A 26,016-nucleotide genomic window follows, 5' to 3' on the forward strand; every position below is an offset into this window, starting at 1 on the left:
TGCCAAGGGCATAGCTGGGTAGCTATGTGCGGAAGGGATAAGTGCTGAAAGCATCTAAGCATGAAGCCCCCCTCAAGATGAGATTTCCCATAGCGTTAAGCTAGTAAGATCCCTGAAAGATGATCAGGTTGATAGGTTCGAGGTGGAAGCATGGTGACATGTGGAGCTGACGAATACTAATAGATCGAGGACTTAACCATATAATATGAAGCAAATGTTATCTAGTTTTGAAGGAATATACCTTCATAAGTCTGGTAATGATGGCAGAGAGGTCACACCCGTTCCCATACCGAACACGGAAGTTAAGCTCTCTAGCGCCGATGGTAGTTGGGACTTTGTCCCTGTGAGAGTAGGACGTTGCCAGGCAAAAACCTAAGTCGTTTTGACTTAGGTTTTTTTTATTTGTCTTAAAAAATAAGATGTATGTTTTAATTCCCCTGTATTAGATGTAAAATAACCGCTCTATGCTATATCTCCAAATGGAACAATTATAAATTGAAGAGATGTAGATGCCTTTTGGAGATAAATTCCTTCTTACATGTCTACTGATATATTGGCCGTTACTTGCAATATGTCGGCGCTTCAACGATGTTCAATATGCTGAACGTACGAGAAAAGGCTGACAAAAATTCACTTTCAGATTAATTCCTTACAGGAAATAATTATGAAATCTTTTTAAGATCAAATTGCATATATTCTCGTCTTTTTCCTTTAAATTCCTCTCTTTACTGTATATTTTTTCGGTTCTTCTTTTTAATATAACTAAAACACGAACGTTATAATGGACTCCATAAAAAACATTCGATTATTTGTTGACATGTTTGAATGACACCTGTTAATATAACGGTAGAAACAATATTATATCGTACCTCATATAATCGCGGGAATATGGCCTGCAAGTCTCTACCTAACGACCGTTAATCGTTGGACTATGAGGGAAAGTCACTCGGTATTTTTCTATTCACGTGGGATACGTATGCCTGAGTAGAGCACTTTCTCTCATAGTAAAAGAGGAATGTTCTATATCAGGCTTTTTTTATTTGAATCGGGGGGATTCTAATATGAAACCACTAGTTGGAATCATTATGGGAAGCACGTCAGACTGGGAAACAATGAAGTATGCTTGTGAAATATTAGAAGAATTAAATATTCCGTATGAGAAGAAAGTCGTATCTGCTCATCGGACTCCAGATTATATGTTTGAATATGCGGAAACAGCTCGTGAACGTGGATTAAAAGTTATTATTGCTGGGGCAGGCGGAGCCGCTCATTTGCCAGGAATGGTTGCTGCAAAAACAAATATTCCTGTTATTGGTGTTCCTGTTCAGTCGAAAGCGTTAAATGGTTTAGATTCCTTACTATCTATTGTCCAAATGCCAGGCGGTGTTCCAGTTGCGACTGTCGCAATTGGAAAAGCTGGAGCTACAAATGCAGGTTTACTTGCTACGCAAATACTAGGATCGTTTCATGATGATATACACGATGCATTAGAACTGAGACGAGAAGCAATTGAAAAAAATGTGCGAGAAGGTAGTGAACTGCAGTGATAAAAACGATCTTACCTGGACAAATGATTGGTATTATTGGCGGAGGACAGCTTGGCAGAATGATGGCGATGGCAGCAAAGGAAATGGGATATAAGATTGCAGTATTAGACCCAGCAAAGTCTTCGCCGTGTGCACAAGTCGCCGACATTGAAATTGTGGCACCGTATAATGATTTAAAAGCAATTCAGCACTTGGCAGAAATAAGTGACGTTGTAACATATGAGTTTGAGAATATTGATTATAACTGCTTACAATGGCTTGAAAAGAATGCTTATTTACCACAGGGCAGTGAGTTATTATATACAACACAAAATCGTTATACAGAAAAAAATGCAATCACGAAAGCGGGTTTACCAGTAGCACCATACAGACTCGTTCAGAAGCAGGAAGAGCTTTTAGAGGCAATTGCTGAATTTTCCTTCCCTTGTGTGTTAAAGACAACAACAGGGGGATATGATGGGAAAGGGCAAGTTGTACTAAGAAGTGAAGCTGATATTGCGAGAGCTGTAGAACTTGTAAATCAGGCTGAATGTATTTTAGAAAAGTGGATTTCATTTGAAAAAGAAATTTCAGTTATTGTTACACGTAGTGTAAACGGTGAAACGAAAGTATTTCCGGTAGCCGAAAACATTCACGTAAATAACATTTTACATGAATCAATCGTACCAGCTCGTATTGCAGAAGAACTATCACAAAAAGGAATTCAATATGCAGAGAGATTAGCGGATGAACTAAAGTTAGTGGGAACACTAGCGGTAGAGATGTTTGCTACAGCAAATGGTGACATTTATATCAATGAGTTAGCACCAAGGCCGCACAACTCTGGGCACTATACAATTGATGCATGTGAAATCAGTCAATTCGGACAACATATTCGAGCGATCTGTAATTTACCTCTTGGAGAAACAAATTTGTTAAAACCAGTTGTCATGGTAAACATTTTAGGCGAACATATAGAAGGGGTCCTAGGACAAGTGAATAGATTAACCGGGTGTTATTTACACTTGTATGGAAAAGAAGAAGCAAAAGCGCAGCGTAAAATGGGGCATGTAAATATTTTAAATGAAAATATTGAAGACGCTCTAGAAAAAGCACAAAGTTTGCATATTTGGGACCATCAAGAACAACTGTTGGAGGGAAAAAGATGATTAGTCGTTATACACGCCCTGAAATGGGTGCGATTTGGACGGAAGAAAACAAATTTAAAGCATGGTTAGAAGTTGAGATTTTAGCTTGTGAAGCATGGGCTGAACTTGGAGATATTCCGAAAGAAGATGTGAAAAAGCTTCGTGAAAATGCATCTTTCAATATTGACCGTATTTATGAAATCGAAAAAGAAACACGTCATGATGTGGTAGCATTCACTCGTGCGGTATCTGAGACACCAGCATTAGGTGAAGAACGTAAATGGGTACATTACGGATTAACATCTACAGACGTAGTAGATACAGCGTTATCTTTCATCTTAAAACAAGCGAATGAAATTTTATTAAAAGACTTAGAGAACTTCATTAGTATCTTAGCGAATAAAGCAAAAGAACATAAATACACAATTATGATGGGAAGAACACATGGTGTTCATGCAGAACCAACAACATTTGGTTTAAAGCTTGGCCTTTGGTATGAAGAAATGAAACGTAACTTAGAGCGCTTTAAGCAAGCAGCTGATACAGTTCGCGTTGGTAAATTATCTGGTGCAGTTGGTACGTACGCGAATATTAACCCATTCGTAGAAAAATATGTTTGTGAAAATTTAGGATTAGAAGCAGCACCGATTTCAACACAAACGCTGCAACGTGATCGTCATGCACATTACATGTCAACACTTGCACTAATTGCAACATCTATCGAAAAAATGGCAGTCGAAATTCGCGGTTTACAAAAAAGTGAAACACGTGAAGTAGAAGAGGCCTTTGCGAAAGGACAAAAAGGTTCGTCTGCAATGCCACATAAACGTAATCCGATTGGGTCTGAAAATATGACTGGTTTGGCTCGTGTTATCCGTGGTTACATGATGACAGCTTACGAGAATGTTCCATTATGGCATGAGCGTGATATTTCACATTCATCTGCGGAACGTATTATTTTACCGGATGCAACGATTGCATTAAATTACATGTTAAATCGCTTTGGTAATATCGTGAAAAACTTAACGGTATTCCCAGAAAACATGAAACGCAATATGACACGAACATACGGTTTAATTTACTCTCAGCGCGTAATGCTTACGCTAATCGATAAAGGTATGGTACGTGAAGAAGCTTATGATATCGTACAGCCTAAAGCGATGGAAGCTTGGGAAACACAAGTACAATTTAAAGAGCTTGTAGAAGCTGATGAGCGCATTACAAGCAAATTAACACAAGAAGAAATCAATGAATGTTTCAACTACGAACATCACTTACAACACGTTGATACAATTTTTGAACGTCTTGGCTTAAACTGATAATTTTATATGGCACAGAATAGGATCATTCTGTGCCATTCTCTTTAATTATACTATTCACATTTTTCAAACTACAGGGGGCTTGCGAAGTGCAAAAGCTAGAATTGCTGTATGAAGGAAAAGCAAAAAGAATTTATCGTACAGAAACAGCAGATATGGTTTGGGTAGAGTACAAAGATAGTGCTACTGCTTTCAATGGGGAAAAGAAAGCGACGATTTCTGGAAAAGGTCGTTTGAACAATGAGATTACAACTCTGTTATTCAGGAAGTTACAAGAAGTGGGAATTAAATCGCACTTTGTTGAGAAAATATCGGAAACAGAACAAATCGTAAAAAAAGTGAGCATCATTCCATTAGAAGTTGTCACAAGAAATGTAATTGCAGGCAGTCTTTCAAAACGATTAGGAATGGAAGAAGGAACTGCACTTACAACACCGATTGTGGAATTTTACTATAAAGATGATGATTTAGGAGATCCGCTTGTAACAGAAGATCATATTCGTGTGCTAAACGTTGCAACGCCAGAACAAGTAAGCATATTACGAGAAAAAGCTCTACAAATCAATCAAGTATTGATTGAGCATTTCGCAAGCTGTCGTGTAAGATTAATAGATTTTAAATTAGAGTTTGGAGTAACAGAAGAGGGAGAAATTTTATTAGCGGATGAAATTTCACCTGATACATGCCGTTTATGGGATGAAACGAGCAATGAAAAATTTGATAAAGATGTATTCCGCCGCGATCTTGGTAATTTAACAGATGCTTATGAAGAACTTTTAAAACGATTAGGGGGAGCTTCACATGTATAAAGTAAAGGTATATGTAACGTTAAGAGAAAGTGTATTAGATCCACAAGGAACAGCGGTAAAAGGGGCGCTTCATAGTCTTTCATTTACAGAAGTACAAGATGTTCGTATCGGTAAATATATGGAGTTAACAATTGATAAATCAGTTACAGATATTGATGCAATGGTAAAAGAAATGTGTGAGAAATTATTAACGAACGTAGTGATTGAAGATTATCGCTATGAAGTTGAGGAGGTTGTCGCGCAGTGAAATTTGCCGTAATCGTTTTCCCAGGTTCGAACTGTGATGTGGATATGTTTCATGCAATTAAAGATGAGCTTGGCCAAGATGTAGACTACGTTTGGCATGATACAGAAAACTTAGATGAGTACGATGGAATTTTACTACCAGGCGGTTTCTCTTACGGAGATTATCTTCGCTGCGGAGCTATTTCTCGCTTTGCAAACGCAATGAAAGGTGTACGAAAAGCAGCTGAAGCAGGAAAACCAATTTTAGGTGTATGTAACGGTTTTCAAATTCTAGTAGAGTCTGGACTCTTACCAGGTGCATTAATTCGCAATAAAAACTTAAAATTTATGTGCCGTACTGTTCAGCTTCGTGTTGAAAATAATACAACAATGTTCACGTCGCAATATGAGAAAGACGAAGTTATCGATATTCCGATTGCTCATGGTGAAGGAAACTACTACTGTGATGAAGCAACATTGAAACAGTTAGAAGAAAATAATCAAATCGCGTTCCGTTACGTTGAGAATCCAAACGGAAGCGTTTCAGATATTGCAGGGATTGTAAATGAACAAGGGAATGTACTTGGCATGATGCCGCACCCAGAGCGTGCTGTTGATGAATTACTTGGAGGAGCGGATGGTCTAAAAGTATTTCAATCTATTTTGAAACATTGGAGGGAAACATATGTCGTTACTGCTTGAGCCAAATCCAACTCAAATTAAAGAAGATCGCATTTATGCAGAAATGGGATTAACAGACGAAGAATTTGCAATGGTTGAAAAGATTTTAGGTCGTCTTCCAAACTATACAGAAACAGGATTATTCTCTGTTATGTGGTCAGAACATTGTAGTTATAAAAACTCAAAGCCAGTTCTTCGTAAGTTCCCAACGACTGGTGAACGTGTATTACAAGGTCCTGGTGAAGGTGCTGGTATCGTAGATATCGGTGACAATCAAGCGGTAGTATTTAAAATGGAAAGTCATAACCATCCATCTGCAATTGAGCCGTATCAAGGTGCTGCAACAGGGGTTGGTGGTATTATACGTGATGTGTTTTCTATGGGAGCACGTCCAATTGCTATGTTAAATTCACTTCGCTTCGGTGAGCTACAATCACCACGCGTGAAATATTTATTTGAAGAAGTTGTAGCAGGTATTGCAGGATACGGTAACTGCATTGGAATTCCAACTGTAGGTGGAGAAGTACAATTTGATCCATGCTATGAAGGAAATCCACTTGTAAATGCAATGTGTGTTGGTTTAATTAACCATGAAGATATTAAAAAAGGTCAAGCGCACGGTGCTGGTAATACAGTAATGTATGTTGGTGCAGCAACTGGTCGTGACGGTATTCACGGTGCAACATTTGCATCAGAAGAACTATCTGAGGATTCCGATGCAAAACGCCCAGCAGTGCAAGTAGGCGATCCATTTATGGAGAAGCTTTTAATTGAGGCATGCTTAGAGCTTATCAAATCCGATGCACTTGTCGGTATTCAAGATATGGGAGCAGCAGGCTTAACATCATCTTCTGCAGAGATGGCAAGTAAAGCAGGTATGGGTATTGAAATGTACCTAGATGACGTACCACAGCGTGAAACAGGTATGACACCATATGAGATGATGCTTTCTGAATCACAAGAGCGTATGTTAATCGTCGTGAAAAAAGGCAGAGAGCAAGAAATTGTAGAGTTATTTGAAAAATACGGTCTTGCAGCAGTAGTAATGGGAAAAGTAACTGAAGATAAAATGCTTCGTTTATTCCATAAAGGAGAAATGGTTGCAGAAGTGCCGGCTGATGCATTAGCAGAAGAAGCACCTGTTTATCATAAGCCTTCAAAAGAAGCAGCGTATTTTGCAGAGTTCCAACAAATGAAGATGGAAACACCAAAGGTGGAGAATTATAAAGAAACATTATTATCTCTATTACAGCAACCAACGATTGCAAGTAAAGAGTGGGTATATGATCAATACGATTACCAAGTACGCACAAGCACAGTTGTTACACCAGGATCTGATGCAGCGGTTGTTCGTGTACGCGGAACAAATAAAGCATTAGCAATGACAACAGATTGTAACTCTCGCTACATTTATTTAGACCCAGAAATGGGCGGGAAAATCGCTGTGGCAGAAGCAGCTCGTAATATTGTATGTTCTGGCGGTGAGCCGCTTGCAATTACAGATTGCTTAAACTTCGGTAACCCAGAAAAGCCAGAAATTTTCTGGCAAATTGAGAAGTCAGTAGATGGTATGAGCGAAGCATGCCGCAAGTTAAATACACCTGTTATTGGCGGAAACGTATCAATGTACAACGAACGCAGCGGTGAGGCAGTATACCCAACACCAACTGTTGGTATGGTTGGTCTTGTACATGACGTGAAGCATGTAACAACGCAAGAGTTTAAGCAAGCTGGCGATCTTGTTTATGTAATCGGTGAAACGAAAGCTGAGTTTGGCGGTAGTGAGCTACAAAAAATGTTACATGGTAAAATCTTCGGTCAGGCACCAAGCATCGATTTAGAAGTAGAAGAAAAACGTCAAAAACAATTACTAGCAGCTATTCAAAAAGGCCTTGTACAATCAGCGCATGACGTTGCAGAAGGCGGATTAGCAGTTGCTTTCGCAGAAAGTGCAATGGGTGCAAATGGATTAGGTGCAGATGTGAAGTTAGCTGGAGAAGCAACAGCAATGTTATTTGCAGAATCACAATCTCGCTTTGTTGTTACGGTAAAACGTGAGCAAAAAGAAGCGTTTGAAAATATGGTAGATGCACTTTATGTTGGAGAAGTAACAAGTGCAAATACATTAACAGTTCGTAATGAAGAAAACGAAGTATTGCTTACAGCGGATGTTGATGGAATGAGAAAGGCTTGGAAAGGGGCTATTCCATGCTTAATGAAATAAAGGGGCTAAATGAAGAATGCGGCGTTTTCGGAATTTGGGGGCATGAAAATGCAGCTCAAGTTACGTATTATGGACTGCATAGCTTGCAGCACCGTGGTCAAGAAGGCGCTGGCATTGTTGTAAATCATGGGGAGAAAATCATTGGTCATAAAGGGCTTGGTTTAATATCAGAAGTGTTTTCACGCGGTGAGCTAGAAGGCTTAGACGGAAAATCGGCGATTGGGCACGTTCGTTATGCGACAGCAGGCGGCGCTGAAGTTGCAAATGTTCAACCACTGTTATTTCGCTTCTCAGACCATAGTATGGCATTAGCTCATAACGGTAATTTAATTAACGCAAAAATGCTTCGTCGTGAATTAGAAGCAGAAGGAAGTATCTTTCAAACAAGTTCGGACACAGAAGTATTGCTTCATTTAATTAAGCGCAATACAAAAGGTACATTAATTGAAAGTGTAAAAGATGCACTAAACAAAGTAAAAGGTGCTTTTGCCTATTTATTATTAACAGGAAACGAAATGATTGTTGCATTAGATCCAAATGGATTCAGACCACTTTCAATTGGAAAGATGGGAGATGCGTACGTTGTAGCATCTGAAACATGTGCATTTGATGTTGTGGGTGCAACATACATTCGTGATGTAGAGCCTGGAGAAATTATTGTTATTAATGATGAGGGAATACACGCAGATCGCTATACAAATGATATAGAGCATGCGATTTGCAGCATGGAATACATTTACTTTGCGCGCCCTGATTCAAACATTGCTGGTGTTAACGTTCATGCAGCACGTAAAAATATGGGGAAATTGTTAGCTAAAGAAGCTCCAATTGAAGCGGATGTTGTAACAGGTGTACCGGACTCTAGTATTTCAGCTGCAATCGGCTACGCGGAAGCGACAGGAATTCCTTATGAATTAGGGTTAATTAAGAATCGTTACGTTGGACGTACCTTTATTCAACCTTCACAAGAATTACGTGAGCAAGGTGTAAAAATGAAGCTTTCAGCAGTACGCGGTGTTGTTGAAGGGAAACGTGTTGTTATGATTGATGATTCTATTGTGCGTGGTACAACAAGCAAGCGAATTGTTCGCATGCTTCGCGAGGCTGGGGCAACGGAAGTGCATGTAAGAATTGCTTCACCGCCGCTTAAGTATCCATGCTTCTATGGAATTGATATTCAAACAAGAAAAGAATTAATCGCAGCAAATCATTCAATAGAAGAAATTCGTCAAATCATTGGAGCAGACTCTTTAACGTTTTTAAGTGAAGAGGGCTTAATTGATGCAATTGGACGCCCATATGAAGGGAAATATGGCGGTTTATGTATGGCTTATTTTAATGGAGATTATCCAACCGCTCTTTATGATTACGAACAAGAGCTTTTAGAAAGCATGAAATAAAGTATTACACATTAGAGTAATAAGAAAGTATAGCAGCTTCTACTATATGCTGTGTAGAAGCTTGCCTTTCTTGAAGTTTCATCATTTTAGTTTTACTGTTCGGTAGACGTGAGAAATTCTTTCAGTATAAAAAGACGAGGTGTAGAGAAACGATGGCGAATGCATATAAGCAAGCAGGAGTAGATATTGAGGCTGGATATGAAGCGGTATCTCGCATGAAAAAACACGTGCAAACAACGATGAGAAAAGAAGTGCTAGGTGGCTTAGGCGGTTTTGGAGGAATGTTTGATCTTTCAAAATTTGCATTAGAAGAGCCAGTATTAGTATCTGGAACAGATGGTGTAGGAACAAAATTAATGCTCGCTTTCATGATGGACAAGCATGACACAATCGGCATCGATGCAGTTGCAATGTGTGTGAACGATATTGTTGTTCAAGGGGCAGAACCGCTCTTTTTCCTAGATTATATTGCTTGTGGTAAAGCAGAACCTAGTAAAATTGAAAACATCGTCAAAGGAATTGCAGAAGGGTGCCGTCAGGCTGGTTGTTCACTAATCGGCGGAGAAACAGCTGAAATGCCAGGTATGTATTCTGAAGAAGAATATGACTTAGCTGGTTTTACAGTTGGTATTGTTGATAAAAAGAAAATTGTTACAGGACAATCCATTGAAGCAAATCAAGTATTAATCGGACTTGCTTCTAGCGGAATTCATAGTAATGGTTACTCTCTTGTACGTAAAGTATTGTTAGAAGATGGAAAGCTTTCACTTGATCGTATTTATGATCGTTTAGAACTACCACTTGGTGAGGAACTATTAAAACCAACGAAAATTTATGTCAAACCTATTTTAGAACTATTGAAGAAATATAACGTAAGTGGTATGGCTCATATTACTGGTGGTGGATTTATTGAAAATATTCCACGTATGTTGCCAGACGGCATTGGAGCAGAAATTGAACTTGGTTCTTGGACAGTTCATCCAATCTTTAATTTACTGCAAGAAATTGGTCAATTAAATAGAGAAGAAATGTTCAATATTTTTAACATGGGTATTGGTATGGTAGTAGCGGTCAAAGAAGAAGATGCAGAAGGTGCTATTAAGCTTTTAGAAGAACAAGGCGAAACAGCTCGTATCATCGGACGCACTGTACAAGGTTCAGGGGTTACATTTAATGGAGGAGCGCAATCATGAGCCGAGTAGCAATTTTTGCTTCAGGAAGTGGTTCTAACTTTCAAGCACTTGTGGATGCGGTAGAAGCTGGAAAATTAGATGTACAGCTTAGTTTACTTGTATGTGACCAACCTAGCGCACGTGTTGTCGAGCGTGCAAATGATCATCATGTTCCTTGCTTTGCCTTTTCAACGAAAGATTATGAATCAAAGGAAGCATTTGAACAAGAAATATTAAAGAAATTGCAAGAATCCGAGATTGATTGGATTATTTTAGCAGGATATATGCGTTTAATTGGTCCAACGTTACTAGCTGCTTATGGAGGAAGAATTGTTAACATTCATCCGTCGTTATTGCCAAGTTTTCCAGGAAAAGATGCAGTTGGGCAAGCGATTGAAGCTGGTGTGAAAGTAACAGGAGTAACAATCCATTACGTGGATGCAGGAATGGATACAGGTCCAATTATCGCGCAGGAAGCGGTAGCAGTTTCTGAAAATGATACACGAGAAAGTTTACAAAAGAAAATTCAACTTGTCGAACATAGATTGTACGTGGATACGGTGAAATCTTTATTACATTCTGAAGTAAAGTCATAAGAGCAGCATTTTAATACAACTAGGGGTGAAGGATAAATGAAAAAGCGTGCATTAGTAAGTGTTTCAAATAAAGCTGGAGTTGTAGAGTTTGTAAAAGGATTACTTGAGCAAGGTATTGAAGTTATTTCAACAGGTGGAACGAAAAAATTATTAGAAGAAAACGGCTTACAAGTGATTGGGATTTCTGAAGTAACAGGTTTTCCAGAAATTATGGACGGTCGTGTGAAAACATTACACCCAAACATTCATGGTGGATTGCTTGCAGTACGTGATAATGAAACACATATGTCCCAAATGAATGAGCTTGGCATTCAGCCAATTGACTTTGTTGTTGTAAACTTATATCCATTTAAAGAAACGGTTGCAAAGCCAGACGTGACATTTATTGATGCAATTGAAAATATTGATATTGGCGGACCAACAATGATTCGATCTGCTGCGAAAAACCATGAGTTTGTATCAGTTATCGTAGATCCAACAGACTACGATGTTGTATTAGGGGAATTAAAGGAAAGCGGAGAAGTTTCAAAAGAAACAAAACGTAAATTAGCAGCAAAAGTATTCCGTCATACAGCGGCATATGATGCATTAATTTCAAACTATTTAACAGAACAAACAGGAGAAGAAAGCCCTGAAACGTTAACTGTTACGTTTGAGAAAAAACAAGATTTACGTTATGGCGAAAATCCGCATCAAAAAGCAACATTCTATAAAGCACCGTTTGCAGCAACTTCTTCGATTGCTTATGCAGAGCAGTTACATGGCAAAGAGCTGTCTTACAATAATATAAATGATGCAGATGCAGCAATGAGCATCGTTAAAGAGTTTACAGAGCCAGCGGTTGTAGCTGTAAAACATATGAATCCATGCGGCGTTGGTGTTGGGGCTGATATTTATGAAGCATATACACGTGCATACGAAGCAGATCCGGTATCAATCTTCGGTGGTATTATTGCAGCAAACCGTGAAATTGATAAAGCTACAGCAGAAAAATTACATGAGATTTTCTTAGAAATCATTATTGCACCTTCTTTCTCAGAAGAAGCGTTAGAAGTACTACAAAGTAAGAAAAATTTACGCTTGTTAACTATCGATATCGCAAAGGCAGAAACAGCAAGTAAAAAGTTGACTTCCGTACAAGGTGGTTTACTTGTACAAGAAGAGGATACATTAGCATTAGAAGATGCGACAATTACAATTCCAACAAAACGTGAACCAACAGAGCAAGAGTGGAACGATCTGAAATTAGCATGGAAAGTTGTGAAACATGTAAAATCTAATGCGATTGTTCTAGCAAAAGATAATATGACAATTGGTGTTGGTGCAGGGCAAATGAACCGCGTTGGATCAGCGAAAATTGCCATTACACAAGCGGGTGAAAAATCGCAAGGAAGTGCACTTGCATCTGATGCATACTTCCCAATGCCAGATACAGTAGAAGAAGCGGCTAAAGCCGGCGTTACAGCAATCATTCAACCAGGCGGTTCTATTCGTGACGAAGATTCAATTAAAAAAGCGGACGAGTATGGCATCGCGATGGTATTCACTGGAGTACGTCATTTCAAACATTAATTTAGAAACGAAATAGGAGCAGAGAAGCTCCTATTTTGTACTTATTCGAATAATGGAGGATGAAATATGAATGTTTTAGTAATCGGCCGTGGTGGACGTGAGCATGCATTAGCGTGGAAATTTGCACAATCAGAGCAAGTAGAGACTGTATATGTAGCACCGGGAAATGAAGGAATGAAAGATGTAGCAACGCCTGTGGCTATCGACGAAAATGATTTTGATGCGCTTATTGCGTTTGCGAAAGAAAATCATATTGGTTTAACGTTTGTTGGTCCAGAAATTCCGCTTATGAACGGAATTGTTGATCGTTTTGAAGCAGAGGGTCTTCGCGTCTTTGGACCAAATAGCAAGGCAGCCGTTATTGAAGGTAGTAAAGCTTTTACGAAAGAGCTTATGAAAAAGTATGATATTCCAACAGCGGCATATGAAACATTTACAGAGTATGAAGCAGCTGTGCAATATATTGAAAAAGTTGGCGCACCAATTGTTATTAAAGCAGATGGCCTAGCAGCTGGTAAAGGCGTAACTGTTGCAATGACGTTAGAAGAAGCATTGCAAGCTGTAAAAGAAATGCTGCAAGATGTAAAGTTTGGAGAAGCAAGCAAAAAGGTTGTCATTGAAGAATTTTTAGACGGCCAAGAATTTTCACTTATGGCATTTGTAAATGGAGCAACTGTATATCCAATGGTAATTGCACAAGATCATAAACGTGCTTTTGATGGTGATAAAGGACCAAATACAGGCGGAATGGGTGCTTATTCTCCGGTACCACAAATTCCGCAATCAGCAGTAGAACAAGCGATTGAAACTGTTCTACATCCAACAGCTGAGGCGATGATACAAGAAGGACGTTCTTTCACAGGTATTTTATATGCAGGGCTTATTTTAACAAGCGAAGGGCCGAAAGTAATTGAATTCAATGCTCGATTTGGCGATCCAGAAACAGAAGTAATCTTACCCCGGTTAGAAAGCGATTTAGTTGATGTATGTAATCATGTACTAGATGGAACAGAACTTACTTTAGAGTGGTCTGAAGAAGCAGTAATTGGTGTTGTATTAGCTTCTAAGGGATATCCAGAAGCTTACGAAAAAGGTGCTGTAATTCGAGGACTAGAAACATTGGAAGATGTTATCGTATTTCATGCCGGAACGGATTTGAAAGATGGGGAATTTGTAACGAATGGCGGCCGTGTGTTGTTTGTTGCTTGTAAAGGAAAAGACTTACAAGCAGCGAAAGATAAGGTGTACGAAGAAATAGCGAAAATTGAAAGTGATGGTTTATTTTATCGAAGTGATATAGGGTACCGCGCAATTGCGAAAGTAGATTGCTAGAGGGGGCAAAAATCCCCTTTAAATACTGGCGCTGTGAAACAATAAAATTGATAATCGAGTGAGTTGCTTGCCACACACTCCTTAAGATGACGAAATAAGGATTCAAAGCGAAAGTACATTTTGCTTTGAATCCTTTTATTTTATTTTGGCAGTAAGCCCCTCACCTTAAGATTGAGAGAGAAGTAAAGAATATAGGTTATGGATACAAATTCATCTTAACTTGATGGATGTGTGGCGATACCACTAAAAAGAAAACGAGTCCTACTTATTCAAAAGTTAGGACTCGTTTTCTTTTTTTATCTTACCTTTTTGCTTTGCCATCTCGCGAAGCAAATATTCAATGTGACCATTTACGCTTCTAAATTCGTCGTTTGCCCATTTTTCAATAACTGCGTATAACTTGGGATCGATTCGTAATGGAAAGCTTTTCTTTTTAGCCATAATTACTGACAACCTTTAATATAGACTTCCTGCATTAATGACTGGCTGTGCTCCTTTATCTGAAACAATGGCAACTAATAAGTTATTGACCATATTTGCTTTGCGCTCGTCATCTAAATCAAGTATACCTTCTTCATCTAGTTTTTGAATAGAATCTTTCGCCATTTGTACGGCACCTTCTACAATTTCTTTTCTTGCGGCTAATACTGCTTTTGCTTGTTGACGCTGAAGCATTGCGTGTGCAATTTCTGTTGCATAAGCTAGATGTGTTAAACGAGTTTCGATTACTTCTACTCCTGCAATCTCTAAACGCGCTTCTAATTCTCGTTTTAACTCTTCAGAAATCTCTTCTGAGTTTCCACGCAGTGTAATGATGTTTTCATCTTGGAAATTATCATACGGATATTTCGTTGCCACATGGCGAATTGCTGTTTCACTTTGAATTTCTACGAAGGCATCATAATGTTCGACACCAAAGATTGCTTTTGCGGAGTCAACGACTTTGTAAACAACAACAGCGGCAATTTCAATTGGGTTTCCGTCTACATCATTTACTTTTAATGTCTGACTATTAAAGTTCTCCACGCGTAGTGAAACAGTTTGACGAAGTGAAAATGGAACTGTTAAAAACAGACCAGTTTCACGAATTGTTCCTAAATAGTTACCGAAAAATGTAATTACTTTTGCTTGGTTTGGCTGAACAGTGCCAATACTACTTGCAAGGATTGCTGCTAATAAAAAGGATGGAATGCCAATAGCAAATAATTCATTAATAAGACTGAATATACCAATTCCAATTAAAACTAGAACTGCAAGCAGTCCTAAAAAACCATTTACATGAAATACTTGTTTTTCTTTCATATTTCTTCCCCCTTTGATATAAAAATGATATCACTTTTATATCAAAGATGACAATAGGTTTATATCCAAATTTTTCAAAAAAATAAAAAATCCACAAAAAACGAACGTTAGTTCTTGTTTGTGGTAAAATAAAAGAAAACTTAGCCGCCCACTGCAGCAGCTAAGTTTCTTTTAGAGCATTTTGCATAGTGACAAATGATTCAAAGCGGTTTGGACATAAGAGCCTTTTCAAGTTCAGACTCAATTTCCTTATCAGAAGCATCATAACTTCCAGAACTTGTTTTTTCTTCGTTATGAGAGGTATGATGAGCTTCTTGTTTATTAGATTGTCCATTCTTCATAAAATCCATGCCAGGCATTTTTAAATCCGGGATATTCATATATTTACCAAGTTTACATGCTGCTACAATAGGACAGAAACGAACGATTCCTTCTGCAATTTTCATTGCTCCAACCCAAAGCATAATTTTGGACCAAATACACCATGGTCTTCTTGTAAGCTTTGCTGTATTGCAGCTAAGCAGAACAAGACCAATGGTAATACGAATAAAGGCATTCATTGTGCCGATGTTTTGTTTGAACAAGATATTCACTCCCTCTTCATCAGCTTTAAAATAGAAATATCTATTTCAAGAGTTATTGTTCCTTTCATACTTTCTCTATATACAATCCAACATTTGACGTAGAAAAAGATGTTGGTGGAACGTGTGTCAGCATAGTATTTTTTGTTATAATGAAAGAATGTGTAAAGGCGATTAGATAAAAAGAAAGGGTGTTTTCATGTACGATATTTCACAGTGGAAACATGTATTTAAACTTGATCCGAATAAGGAGTTAAGTGATGAACATTTAGAGCTTATTTGTGAATCAGGAACGGACGCTGTTATTGTTGGTGGAAGCGACGGAATTACAATTGATAATGTATTGCATATGCTAGTAAGCATTCGTAGATATGCGGTTCCTTGTGTATTAGAAGTTTCAACGCTGGATTCTATTACACCAGGATTCGATTTTTATTACATCCCGAGCGTATTAAATAGCCAAAAGGTGGAATGGGTAACGGGCCTTCACCATACGGCACTGAAAGAGTTTGGGGATATTATGAACTGGGATGAAATTTTTCTGCAAGGGTACTGCGTGCTAAATCCAGAAGCGAAAGTAGCAAAGTTAACAGAAGCAAATTGTGAGTTATCAGAAGATGATGTAATTGCATATGCACGTATGGCTGACAAACTTCTTCATTTACCAATTTTCTATTTAGAATACAGCGGCGCATATGGAGATGTGGAACTCGTAAGAAAAGTGAAAACTGAACTACAAAATGCAACATTATATTACGGCGGCGGAATTGCAAGCGCAGATCAAGCGAAGGAAATGGCACAGTACGCGGATACAGTTGTCGTTGGAAATGTAATTTATGAAAATATAAAGAAAGCTTTAGCAACAGTAAAGGCTGTAAAAGGAGAGTAGGTGACCGAATACATGAGTATAACAGAAAAATTATTAACAGGATTAAATCCGCAGCAGCAAAAAGCTGTACAAGCAACGGCTGGACCGCTGTTACTTATGGCAGGTGCAGGTAGTGGTAAGACGCGTGTGTTAACGCACCGAATTGCTTATTTACTTGGTGAAAAAGGTGTTGCACCATGGAATGTATTAGCGATTACGTTTACAAATAAAGCAGCACGTGAAATGCGTGAGCGTATTGATAAGCTGGTTGGTCCAGAAGCAGAGGATATTTGGATTTCAACATTCCACTCCATGTGTGTTCGCATTTTACGACGCGATATTGATCGCATCGGTATTAATCGTAACTTTACGATTTTAGATGCAAGCGACCAATTAACAGTTGTGAAAAAAATTATGAAAGAGCGCAATATTGATCCGAAGAAGTTTGAACCTCGTTCTGTTCTTGCGACAATTAGTAATGCGAAAAATGAATTGTTATCTGCAGAAAAATATGCGAAGGAAATCTCAATTGCAGATCCATACGAAAAGATGACAAGCGATGTGTATACAGAGTATCAAAAGCGTCTTCTCAAAAATAATGCGCTTGATTTTGATGATTTAATCATGACGACGATTCAATTATTTGAGCGTATACCGGAAGTACTGGAGTTTTATCAACGTAAATTCCAATATATTCACGTTGATGAGTATCAAGATACGAACCGTGCTCAGTACATTCTTGTTAATAAATTGGCCGCTCGTTTTAAAAACCTTTGCGTAGTCGGTGACTCGGATCAATCGATTTATCGCTGGCGCGGGGCAGATATTTCTAATATCTTGTCGTTTGAAAAAGATTATGAAAATGCACAGGTTATTTTACTGGAGCAAAACTATCGCTCGACGCAAAGTATTTTAAACGCAGCGAATGCTGTTATTGAAAATAATATGAACCGTAGACCGAAGAAGTTATGGACGGATAATCAAGTAGGGAGTAAAATTTCGTATTACCGTGCTGCAACTGAAAAGGATGAGGCTTACTTTGTCGCGAAAAAAATTCGTGATGAAGTGCAAATAGGCAATCGAAAGTACACAGACTTTGCGGTACTATATCGTACAAATGCTCAGTCTCGTATGGTCGAGGAGATTTTTCTGAAGTCCAATATTCCCTATAAAATTGTCGGTGGAATTAAGTTCTACGATCGTAAAGAAATTAAAGATATATTGGCATATTTACGTTTAATTGCGAATCCTGATGATGAAATTAGTTTCGCTCGTATTATTAATGTACCAAAACGCGGTGTTGGAGCAACATCTATTGATAAAATTATTAATTATGGCGTGCAAAATGGTCTTTCACTGACGGCTGTATTAGATGAAATTGAACACGTTGGACTAAGTGCAAAAATTACGAAGACAGTAGCCGAATTTGCAAAGCAGCTTCATAATTGGGTGAACATGCAAGAGTATTTATCAGTAACAGAGCTTGTTGAGGAAGTATTAGAGAAAACAGGTTATCGTGATGCACTGAAGAATGAACGTACATTAGAATCAGAAGGACGCTTAGAAAACTTAGAAGAATTCTTATCTGTTACACAAACGTTTGAATCACAAAGCGAAGATAAGAGCCTTGTTGCTTTCTTAACTGATTTAGCACTTGTTGCTGATATTGACCGTGTAGACGAAGATCCAACCGCTGGCGAAGAAGTGATTTTAATGACAATGCACTCTGCAAAAGGATTGGAATTCCCTGTCGTCTTCATTTTAGGATTAGAAGAAGGGATTTTCCCGCATACGCGTTCTTTAATGGAAGAAGATGAAATGCAAGAAGAACGCCGCTTAGCATACGTTGGTATTACACGTGCAGAAGAAGAACTGTACGTAACGAATGCTCAAATGCGAACGATATTTGGTAGAACAAGTATGAATAAAGAATCACGTTTCATCTCTGAAATTCCTGAGGATCTTATTGAAACGCTTCATGAAGTAAAGCCAAAGCGTGAAAGCTTTAGTACAAAGTCAAAACCTACGACTACAACGACAACTCGTTCACGCTCAGCCTTTGTTCGTCCTGCTGCGAAAACAACAGGCGGTGAACAAATTGGCTGGTCAGTTGGTGATAAAGCATCACATCAAAAGTGGGGTATTGGTACTGTTGTGAGTGTGAAAGGCGAAGGCGATGCGAAAGAATTAGATATCGCGTTCCCAAGTCCAATTGGTATTAAACGATTATTGGCTAAATTTGCGCCAGTTACGAAAGTGTAAGAAAGGAATGAGGTTATGTCGAAAGAAGCAGCACAAAAGCGCATTGAAGAGCTTCGTGACATTTTAAATAAGTTTAATTATGAGTATCATGTGCTAGATAATCCATCTGTATCTGATGCAGAGTATGATCGTCATATGCAAGAACTTATAAAGTTAGAAACAGAACATCCAGAATTATTTACAGAAGATTCTCCGTCCGTTCGCGTTGGCGGAGAGGTTCTTGATATTTTTGAGAAAGTAACGCATAAATCACCAATGTTAAGTTTAGGGAATGCTTTTAATGAAGGAGATTTACGTGATTTTGATCGCAAGGTACGTCAAGGAATTGACGGGCAAAATGTAAGATATGTGTGTGAATTAAAAATTGACGGACTTGCCGTTTCCCTTCATTATGAAAAAGGACGCTTCATTCAAGGCGCAACTCGTGGTGATGGTATAACGGGTGAGGATATCACACAAAATTTAAAAACAATTAAAGCAATTCCTCTCCGTTTAACAGAAGAAGTAACGCTAGAGGCGCGCGGTGAAGCGTACATGCCGAAACGTTCATTTGTTAAATTAAATGAAGAAAAAGAACAGAACGGTGAAGCTGTATTTGCGAACCCTCGTAATGCAGCAGCTGGTTCGTTGCGTCAGCTTGATCCAAAAATTGCGTCAAAGCGTAATTTATCTTTATTTGTATATGGACTTGCCGATTTAGAAGGAAAGACGATTACATCGCATAGTGAATCGTTAAACCTTTTAGGGGAGCTGGGGTTTAAAACAAATCCTAATCGCCAAGTTTGCGAAACAATTGATGATGTCATTCACTATGTGCAAGATTGGCAAGAAAAACGTCCACATCTTGATTATGAAATTGATGGCATCGTTATTAAAGTAGATGATGTGTCACTTCAGGAAAACTTAGGGACAACAGCAAAAAGTCCGAGATGGGCAATTGCGTATAAATTCCCAGCTGAGGAAGTTGTTACGAAGCTGACGGGTATTGAACTAAGTGTCGGACGTACAGGTGTGGTAACACCAACCGCTGAATTAGAACCAGTGCGCGTTGCAGGAACAATTGTCCGCCGTGCTTCCCTACACAATGAAGACTTAATTCGTGAAAAAGATATTCGCATTGGCGACTATGTTGTTGTAAAAAAAGCTGGGGACATTATTCCTGAGGTTGTAAATGTTATTCTAGACCGCCGTACAGGTGAAGAAGAGGAATTCCATATGCCAACGCATTGTCCGGCATGTGAAAGCGAACTTGTTCGTTTAGAAGAAGAGGTTGCGCTTCGCTGTATTAATCCAGCATGTCCAGCGCAAATTCGAGAAGGATTAATTCACTTCGTATCACGTAATGCAATGAATATTGACGGATTAGGTGAACGTGTGATTACGCAGTTATTTGATGCGAATTATATTCGTACGTTTGCAGATCTTTATACATTAACGAAAGAACAACTATTACAGCTAGAACGTTTTGGAGAGAAATCTGCGTCAAACTTAGTACAAGCAATTGAAACTTCAAAAGAAAATTCACTGGAGCGATTGTTGTTCGGTCTTGGTATTCGCCACGTTGGTGCAAAAGCTGCTCGTACATTAGCGGAACATTATGAAACGATGGATCACATAGCGAAGGCGACAGAAGAAGAGCTTACAACAATTAACGAGATCGGCGAAAAAATGGCGCAATCTATCGTTACGTATTTTGACAATGAAGATGTACAAGAGTTATTACAGCAATTTAAATCATATGGCGTAAATATGATTTATAAAGGAATAAAACGAGCAGATTTAGAAAATGTTGAGTCTTACTTTGCAGGAAAAACAGTTGTTTTAACTGGTAAACTTGAAGTGATGGGGCGCAGTGAAGCGAAGAAAAAAATTGAATCGCTTGGCGGAAAGGTCACAGGTAGTGTGAGCAAAAGTACAGATTTAGTCATTGCAGGAGAAGCTGCTGGCTCTAAGTTAGCACAAGCGCAAAAACATAACGTTGAGATTTGGGATGAAGAGAGGTTCTTACAAGAGCTCAATAATTAAGAGGTGCAAAGTTACCATGAAAAAAGTGATATTAACAGTGTTAAGTCTTGGGTTACTTCTCAGTGGATGTAGCACTAGTTTGAAAAAAGAAGATAAAGTTGTGGACAAAACAGGCAATTCCAAAAATCAAGCGGTTGTTCCGAAATACGCTATTTCAGATGATTTTTACAAAACAGCAATTGCTTCATCTGACGCAGGTTCAGCACGTGGGTTAGTTGCTCAAGGATTAAATACCCGTTTAGATGTTGATGAATTTGAAACAGGGTTAATGCGCATTGCGAAAGAATCATTTAGTACGAAAGATTATGTATTGCAAAGTGGAAAGTATTTAGATAAAGATACGGTACAAGCGTTATTGGGCAGGAAACGTACGCCTGAGGCGCAAGCTGATTTAGAAAAAGTGGCAAAGAAGAAGCTGCCAAATGGTTTAAATCCAGAGTTACCAGCCGGAGAATCAGAAACATTAACAGCAAGAAATGAAAAGAGTCCACTTTATTTAGCGTCGATTTTAGAGCAAGATTATTTGAAAGTAAAAGATAACAATCAAGCAGAGTTAGGTGGAGTTGTTATTGGTCTTGCGATGAATTCCGTTAATTATTATGCAGAAGAACACGGTTATCCGCGTGAACAAAAACTTGATGATAAAAAATTGCTAGAAGAAGGGCAAAAAATGGCGCAAGACATTTTACCGATTTTGCAACAGAAAGATGAATTGAAAAATGTCCCCATTACATTTGCGATTTATCGACAAGAAGCGAAATCTTCACTTGTACCGGGTTCATATTTATCATATGCAACAGTTGATAAAGGTAGTAACAAAGTTGACAGTTGGAAAGCGATAGATGAAAAGTATTATTTGTTCCCTTCGAATGCAGCAGACTCAGATTATCGTCAAGATGCAACAAACGTAAAGAATTTTAATACTCATATAGCAGAGTATTTTAAAGATGATTATACTGCAGTTGTTGGCAGGGGCTTCTATAAAGACGGTCAATTAAAAGAAATGAAGCTTGAGATTCCAGTTCAGTTTAGTGGAAAAGCGGAAATCATTGGGTTTACACAATCTGTAGCTGGGTACGTCATGGAGGATTTTCCTAACTATGTTAAAGTGCAAGTAACGATTAAGTCGGTAGAACGTCCAGAAGCGATTATTATTCGTGATGTGAAGCAAGATAAACCGTTTGTCCAAATTTTAGATTAAGAAGAAGTCGTTCCTTATTATAGGAACGGCCTTTTTTGTTGTATTATTTACAACATTCATATCTTTTGTCAGGAAGTTCCACTTTATCCCGATATTCGCGGGCGGTAATACTCCCACCTTAAAATTTGGTGAAAGCATTGTCCAGCTCCAGTGGCTAGAATGTTAGGTGGCTTCGCTTCTTCCTACGAAGTAAAAAACACCTCTACGTCAGAAGCTCCATCCCCCTCACATTCTGAACGAGCCACTTCCGCATTTCTTCGTTGTCCAGCTCTAGCGGCTAGAATCTCCGGTCGTTTCGCCCCTTCGGACGAGGTAAAAAGCGCATCTCCGCCTTAGGCGTGGGCGTCCTGCGATTCTGAGCGAGCTGCTTCCGCTTTTCTAAAGAAGTTAGGTGGGAGATAGACTGCCCGTAAAAGCCCGATTGGTGAGGGCTGATTAAAGTTTCACTTTATATTAGAAATTTTGTTATAATTTTTAATGTTGTTAATTAAAAGGGGATAGAGGGAAAGTACAGATGGAAGATTTAAATTTGCAAGTCATTATACTACTCATTGCTTTCGGTTTTTTAGCGTCATTTATCGACTCTGTGGTTGGGGGAGGCGGTTTAATTTCCCTTCCAGCACTTATGTTTATTGGGCTGCCGCCGGCTTCAGCCATTGCTACAAATAAATTGGCAGCAACAATGGGATCATTTACGAGTACGGTTTATTTTATTCGTTCTAAAAAAGTAGATTTTCGCATTGTAGGAAAGCTCATTCCTTTCACAATTGTTGGGGCAGTTGCAGGGGCATTTATTGTCAAGTACATCCCGCCAGCTGTTTTGCGGCCTCTTGTGCTAGTTTTACTTGTATTAATTGCCATTTATATTATTCTAAAAAAAGATTGGGGTAGTGTATCTACCTATAAGAAAATGACGAAAGGAAAAACATTATTATTTTATTTTGTCATTTTAATGCTTGGATTTTATGACGGTTTTTTTGGACCGGGCACAGGTTCATTTTTAATTTTTGCATTTTTATTAATTGGGTTGGATTTTATCGGTGCAGCAGCATCTGGTCGAATTTTAAATTTTGTTAGCAATATTGTATCATTGATTACATTTTTATTTTTAGGCGCAATTCAGTTTAAATATGGTTTAATTATGGGTTTATCAATGGTTGCAGGGGCATATTTCGGTTCAAGATTTGCTGTTCAAAAGGGTGTAGGATATATACGAATTTTATTTTTAGCCGTAACCATTTTGTTAATTGGGAAAAATTTCTGGGAATACGTTCACGTTTTATAACAGGATGCATATGCATCCTGTTGTTTTTTTATTTATTATATTTAAAAAATTATTTAATTTTAAAAATATAAGTCTAAGAATATTTGAACAAATCTAAATTATCGTGTAGAATAATGTTGTAAAATGTAAACGTTTTTCTAAGGGGAGGCTAAAATAATGGTAGTAGCATACAAACATGAGCCATTTACAGATTTTTCAGTAGAGGCTAACAAATTAGCGTTTGAAGAAGGTTTAAAGAAAGTAGAATCTTATCTTGGACAAGACTATCCATTAATTATTGGGGGAGAAAAAATCACTACAGAAGACAAAATTGTTTCTGTAAACCCTGCAAATAAAGAGGAACTTGTTGGTCGTGTTTCAAAAGCAAGCCGTGAGTTAGCTGAAAAAGCAATGCAAGTAGCGGATGAAACATTCCAAACTTGGAGAAAGTCAAAACCAGAAATGCGTGCAGACATTTTATTCCGTGCTGCAGCAATCGTTCGTCGTAGAAAGCATGAGTTCTCTGCTATTCTTGTAAAAGAAGCAGGTAAACCATGGAATGAGGCAGATGCTGATACAGCAGAAGCAATCGACTTCATGGAGTATTATGGTCGTCAAATGTTGAAATTAAAAGACGGTATTCCAGTAGAAAGCCGTCCAATTGAATATAATCGTTTCTCTTACATTCCATTAGGAGTAGGTGTTATCATTTCTCCTTGGAACTTCCCATTCGCAATTATGGCAGGGATGACAACAGCTGCTTTAGTTTCTGGTAACACAGTATTACTAAAACCAGCTAGTACAACTCCTGTAGTAGCAGCGAAGTTTATGGAAGTATTAGAAGAAGCTGGCTTACCAGCCGGCGTAGTAAACTTCGTTCCAGGTAATGGTTCTGAAGTTGGTGACTACTTAGTAGATCACCCTCGTACACGTTTCGTTAGCTTCACTGGATCTCGTGATGTAGGTATCCGTATTTATGAGCGTGCAGCGAAAGTAAATCCAGGACAAATTTGGTTAAAACGTGTTATCGCTGAAATGGGCGGTAAAGATACAATCGTTGTTGATAAAGAAGCAGATCTTGAATTAGCAGCAAAATCTATCGTTGCATCTGCATTTGGTTTCTCAGGACAAAAATGTTCTGCATGTTCTCGTGCGGTAATCCATGAAGATGTATACGATTACGTATTAAACCGTGCAATTGAATTAACAAATGAATTAACAGTAGGAAACCCAGCTGTACAAGGTACAAATATGGGACCAGTTAATGATCAAGCTGCATTTGATAAAGTAATGAGCTACGTTGCTATTGGTAAAGAAGAAGGTAAACTTGTAGCAGGTGGCGAAGGTGATGATTCTAAAGGTTGGTTCATCAAGCCAACAATCATTGCTGACGTTGCAGAAGATGCTCGTCTTATGAAAGAAGAAATCTTCGGACCAGTTGTAGCATTCTGCAAAGCAAAAGACTTTGATCATGCACTTGCAATTGCGAACAATACAGAATACGGTTTAACAGGAGCTGTTGTTTCTAATAACCGTGAACATATTGAAAAAGCACGTGAAGACTTCCACGTTGGTAACTTATATTTCAACCGTGGATGTACTGGTGCAATCGTAGGTTACCAACCATTCGGTGGCTTTAACATGTCTGGAACAGACTCTAAAGCTGGTGGCCCTGACTACTTAGCACTTCACATGCAAGCAAAAACTACTTCTGAAACTCTATAAGAAGTATAGGAAAGACCTTCCCTTAGTGGGAAGGTCTTTTTTGATTGTGTTATTTTGAAAGTTGCAATGAACAGATATGTTAGCTAAATAGAATATGAGTTAAATAATGGTATTGTTAGTGCGGGATAAAGTGAAACTTCCATCAGTGGTGGGGGCTTCATCCCCCACTGATGATTAGTTGAACCAATCGGGCTTTAACGGGCAGTTATCCCCCGCCCATCTTCTTCGCTTTCTCTGAATCTTGGAGTGGGGGTCTTACTGCCCGTTAATGCGGGATAAAAATAGAGTGATTCTCAACATCACTCCAAAAGTTCATTGATATAACTTGCTTTCCACCTCAATTTTTGGATTTATGCTTTTCAACAAAGATGCAAATTTTTGTTTATCCTTTGGAGACACAAGTGCCATTCCAAAATCAGAGCCATAAATTATTTCAAGCCTGTCAATTGAAAGTGCGGGAGATGCTAATGGTTTTTTTGTTTGTGTAATTTTTTTATATCTTTTATTGAAATTCTCTTTTTTAACGGACCATTTTGGATGATTAGTAGTTCGTTATTTACTTTATATCCTGTTGTAAACCAACCCCAAACTAACAAGATTGCAAAAGGGATTGTGAAAAAAAGAACCTCGTAGTCTCTTCTTACAAATAATGGGGCAAAACAAGCAATTATACAGCCAAAATAAATGGGATATAACCATACATCTTTTTTGGATGGAAAATACAATTACATCTTCTCCTGTCTCTAATAGCTATATACTCTTACTGACTTATAAGTTTCATGAA

21 protein-coding genes, 2 rRNA genes, 1 pseudogene and 1 riboswitch (1 of these 25 running past the window's edge) are annotated in these 26,016 nt (G+C 38.4%); of the genes and pseudogenes, 20 read left to right on the forward strand and 4 right to left on the reverse strand.

What is annotated here, in order from left to right; translation table 11 throughout:
* The 14 genes from AB1284_RS24240 to purD form a co-directional block, all read left to right on the forward strand.
* Positions 1-200 (forward strand): 23S ribosomal RNA (locus AB1284_RS24240) (it extends 2,723 nt beyond the left edge of the window).
* Between the two features lie 50 nt (positions 201-250).
* A 5S ribosomal RNA gene (rrf, locus tag AB1284_RS24245) occupies positions 251-366 on the forward strand.
* 484 nt (positions 367-850) lie between these two features.
* A riboswitch (purine riboswitch) is annotated at positions 851-952 on the forward strand.
* A 109-nt stretch (positions 953-1,061) separates the two neighbouring features.
* Positions 1,062-1,547 carry a 5-(carboxyamino)imidazole ribonucleotide mutase gene (gene purE / locus AB1284_RS24250; protein ID WP_429752715.1) on the forward strand — a complete coding sequence of 162 codons (486 nt, stop codon included), beginning with the start codon at positions 1,062-1,064 and terminating at the stop codon, positions 1,545-1,547.
* A complete protein-coding gene (purK, locus tag AB1284_RS24255; RefSeq protein ID WP_429752714.1) occupies positions 1,544-2,695 on the forward strand; it encodes a 5-(carboxyamino)imidazole ribonucleotide synthase in 1,152 nt (383 codons plus the stop codon). The genes purE and purK overlap by 4 nt, the downstream gene beginning before the upstream one ends.
* The gene (purB, locus tag AB1284_RS24260) at positions 2,692-3,993 is read left to right on the forward strand and encodes an adenylosuccinate lyase (RefSeq protein WP_429752713.1); all 1,302 of its coding nucleotides are present in this window, start codon (positions 2,692-2,694) and stop codon (positions 3,991-3,993) included. Before purK ends, purB begins: the two co-directional genes overlap by 4 nt.
* Before the next feature lie 89 nt (positions 3,994-4,082).
* The gene (gene purC, locus AB1284_RS24265; RefSeq protein ID WP_429752712.1) at positions 4,083-4,802 is read left to right on the forward strand and encodes a phosphoribosylaminoimidazolesuccinocarboxamide synthase; all 720 of its coding nucleotides are present in this window, start codon (positions 4,083-4,085) and stop codon (positions 4,800-4,802) included.
* Entirely contained in the window at positions 4,795-5,049 is a 255-nt protein-coding gene (purS, locus tag AB1284_RS24270) for a phosphoribosylformylglycinamidine synthase subunit PurS (protein WP_098309204.1), read from the forward strand. Before purC ends, purS begins: the two co-directional genes overlap by 8 nt.
* Positions 5,046-5,729, forward strand: a complete 684-nt coding sequence (purQ, locus tag AB1284_RS24275; protein ID WP_429752711.1) for a phosphoribosylformylglycinamidine synthase subunit PurQ — start codon at positions 5,046-5,048, stop codon at positions 5,727-5,729. Before purS ends, purQ begins: the two co-directional genes overlap by 4 nt.
* The gene (purL, locus tag AB1284_RS24280) at positions 5,713-7,932 is read left to right on the forward strand and encodes a phosphoribosylformylglycinamidine synthase subunit PurL (protein ID WP_429752710.1); all 2,220 of its coding nucleotides are present in this window, start codon (positions 5,713-5,715) and stop codon (positions 7,930-7,932) included. Before purQ ends, purL begins: the two co-directional genes overlap by 17 nt.
* Entirely contained in the window at positions 7,917-9,332 is a 1,416-nt protein-coding gene (gene purF, locus AB1284_RS24285; protein WP_429752709.1) for an amidophosphoribosyltransferase, read from the forward strand. The genes purL and purF overlap by 16 nt, the downstream gene beginning before the upstream one ends.
* A gap of 152 nt (positions 9,333-9,484) precedes the next feature.
* Positions 9,485-10,525: a phosphoribosylformylglycinamidine cyclo-ligase gene (gene purM / locus AB1284_RS24290; protein WP_429752708.1), complete on the forward strand. Its 1,041-nt coding sequence runs from the start codon at positions 9,485-9,487 to the stop codon at positions 10,523-10,525.
* Complete coding sequence (gene purN, locus AB1284_RS24295) at positions 10,522-11,100, forward strand: phosphoribosylglycinamide formyltransferase (protein WP_429752707.1); 579 nt, start codon at positions 10,522-10,524, stop codon at positions 11,098-11,100. The genes purM and purN overlap by 4 nt, the downstream gene beginning before the upstream one ends.
* A 36-nt stretch (positions 11,101-11,136) precedes the next feature.
* The gene (gene purH / locus AB1284_RS24300; RefSeq protein ID WP_429752706.1) at positions 11,137-12,672 is read left to right on the forward strand and encodes a bifunctional phosphoribosylaminoimidazolecarboxamide formyltransferase/IMP cyclohydrolase; all 1,536 of its coding nucleotides are present in this window, start codon (positions 11,137-11,139) and stop codon (positions 12,670-12,672) included.
* 66 nt (positions 12,673-12,738) lie between these two features.
* Entirely contained in the window at positions 12,739-14,004 is a 1,266-nt protein-coding gene (gene purD / locus AB1284_RS24305) for a phosphoribosylamine--glycine ligase (RefSeq protein WP_429752705.1), read from the forward strand.
* A gap of 276 nt (positions 14,005-14,280) precedes the next feature.
* Here purD and AB1284_RS24310 read toward each other — a convergent pair whose 3' ends face one another.
* From AB1284_RS24310 to AB1284_RS24320, 3 genes are all read right to left on the reverse strand, one after another.
* Complete coding sequence (locus AB1284_RS24310; RefSeq protein ID WP_429752704.1) at positions 14,281-14,445, reverse strand: toxin-antitoxin system HicB family antitoxin; 165 nt, start codon at positions 14,443-14,445, stop codon at positions 14,281-14,283.
* A 15-nt stretch (positions 14,446-14,460) separates the two neighbouring features.
* Complete coding sequence (locus tag AB1284_RS24315; RefSeq protein WP_429752703.1) at positions 14,461-15,306, reverse strand: SPFH domain-containing protein; 846 nt, start codon at positions 15,304-15,306, stop codon at positions 14,461-14,463.
* A gap of 200 nt (positions 15,307-15,506) precedes the next feature.
* On the reverse strand, positions 15,507-15,866 hold the full coding sequence (locus tag AB1284_RS24320; RefSeq protein WP_429754388.1) for a YgaP family membrane protein: 360 nt from the start codon (positions 15,864-15,866) through the stop codon (positions 15,507-15,509).
* Between the two features lie 220 nt (positions 15,867-16,086).
* Between AB1284_RS24320 and AB1284_RS24325 the strand changes: the two genes are divergently transcribed.
* The 6 genes from AB1284_RS24325 (at position 16,087) to pruA (ending at position 25,232) form a co-directional block, all read left to right on the forward strand.
* Positions 16,087-16,776: a heptaprenylglyceryl phosphate synthase gene (locus AB1284_RS24325; RefSeq protein WP_429752702.1), complete on the forward strand. Its 690-nt coding sequence runs from the start codon at positions 16,087-16,089 to the stop codon at positions 16,774-16,776.
* Positions 16,777-19,017 (forward strand): DNA helicase PcrA, encoded by a 2,241-nt coding sequence (gene pcrA, locus AB1284_RS24330; protein WP_429752701.1) that lies wholly within the window; start codon positions 16,777-16,779, stop codon positions 19,015-19,017. It abuts the gene before it with no gap.
* Positions 19,018-19,032: 15 nt separating this feature from the next.
* Complete coding sequence (ligA, locus tag AB1284_RS24335) at positions 19,033-21,042, forward strand: NAD-dependent DNA ligase LigA (RefSeq protein ID WP_429752700.1); 2,010 nt, start codon at positions 19,033-19,035, stop codon at positions 21,040-21,042.
* Between the two features lie 16 nt (positions 21,043-21,058).
* On the forward strand, positions 21,059-22,243 hold the full coding sequence (locus tag AB1284_RS24340) for a CamS family sex pheromone protein (RefSeq protein ID WP_429752699.1): 1,185 nt from the start codon (positions 21,059-21,061) through the stop codon (positions 22,241-22,243).
* Positions 22,244-22,757: 514 nt separating this feature from the next.
* Positions 22,758-23,528 (forward strand): TSUP family transporter, encoded by a 771-nt coding sequence (locus tag AB1284_RS24345; RefSeq protein WP_429752698.1) that lies wholly within the window; start codon positions 22,758-22,760, stop codon positions 23,526-23,528.
* Between the two features lie 156 nt (positions 23,529-23,684).
* Positions 23,685-25,232, forward strand: coding sequence for an L-glutamate gamma-semialdehyde dehydrogenase (pruA, locus tag AB1284_RS24350; RefSeq protein ID WP_429752697.1), 1,548 nt, complete (start codon positions 23,685-23,687; stop codon positions 25,230-25,232).
* Positions 25,233-25,544: 312 nt separating this feature from the next.
* Here pruA and AB1284_RS24355 read toward each other — a convergent pair.
* Positions 25,545-25,957: pseudogene (locus AB1284_RS24355) on the reverse strand (PH domain-containing protein).
* Positions 25,958-26,016 lie beyond the last annotated feature (59 nt).

It is taken from the genome of Bacillus sp. S2(2024), assembly GCF_050474045.1.
Taxonomy (GTDB): domain Bacteria; phylum Bacillota; class Bacilli; order Bacillales; family Bacillaceae_G; genus Bacillus_A; species Bacillus_A yunxiaonensis.

Excerpts from the sequence above, each read along its gene's own strand:
- AB1284_RS24345 (WP_429752698.1), top strand. The coding sequence starts at position 22,758 with ATGGAAGATTTAAATTTGCAAGTCATTATACTACTCATTGCTTTCGGT.
- purN (WP_429752707.1), top strand. The coding sequence starts at position 10,522 with ATGAGCCGAGTAGCAATTTTTGCTTCAGGAAGTGGTTCTAACTTTCAA.
- purL (WP_429752710.1), top strand. The coding sequence starts at position 5,713 with ATGTCGTTACTGCTTGAGCCAAATCCAACTCAAATTAAAGAAGATCGC.
- AB1284_RS24340 (WP_429752699.1), top strand. The coding sequence starts at position 21,059 with ATGAAAAAAGTGATATTAACAGTGTTAAGTCTTGGGTTACTTCTCAGT.
- AB1284_RS24320 (WP_429754388.1), bottom strand. The coding sequence starts at position 15,866 with ATGAATGCCTTTATTCGTATTACCATTGGTCTTGTTCTGCTTAGCTGC.
- pruA (WP_429752697.1), top strand. The coding sequence starts at position 23,685 with ATGGTAGTAGCATACAAACATGAGCCATTTACAGATTTTTCAGTAGAG.
- purB (WP_429752713.1), top strand. The coding sequence starts at position 2,692 with ATGATTAGTCGTTATACACGCCCTGAAATGGGTGCGATTTGGACGGAA.
- ligA (WP_429752700.1), top strand. The coding sequence starts at position 19,033 with ATGTCGAAAGAAGCAGCACAAAAGCGCATTGAAGAGCTTCGTGACATT.
- AB1284_RS24310 (WP_429752704.1), bottom strand. The coding sequence starts at position 14,445 with ATGGCTAAAAAGAAAAGCTTTCCATTACGAATCGATCCCAAGTTATAC.
- purF (WP_429752709.1), top strand. The coding sequence starts at position 7,917 with ATGCTTAATGAAATAAAGGGGCTAAATGAAGAATGCGGCGTTTTCGGA.
- purS (WP_098309204.1), top strand. The coding sequence starts at position 4,795 with ATGTATAAAGTAAAGGTATATGTAACGTTAAGAGAAAGTGTATTAGAT.
- purD (WP_429752705.1), top strand. The coding sequence starts at position 12,739 with ATGAATGTTTTAGTAATCGGCCGTGGTGGACGTGAGCATGCATTAGCG.
- AB1284_RS24325 (WP_429752702.1), top strand. The coding sequence starts at position 16,087 with ATGTACGATATTTCACAGTGGAAACATGTATTTAAACTTGATCCGAAT.
- purH (WP_429752706.1), top strand. The coding sequence starts at position 11,137 with ATGAAAAAGCGTGCATTAGTAAGTGTTTCAAATAAAGCTGGAGTTGTA.
- AB1284_RS24315 (WP_429752703.1), bottom strand. The coding sequence starts at position 15,306 with ATGAAAGAAAAACAAGTATTTCATGTAAATGGTTTTTTAGGACTGCTT.
- purE (WP_429752715.1), top strand. The coding sequence starts at position 1,062 with ATGAAACCACTAGTTGGAATCATTATGGGAAGCACGTCAGACTGGGAA.
- purM (WP_429752708.1), top strand. The coding sequence starts at position 9,485 with ATGGCGAATGCATATAAGCAAGCAGGAGTAGATATTGAGGCTGGATAT.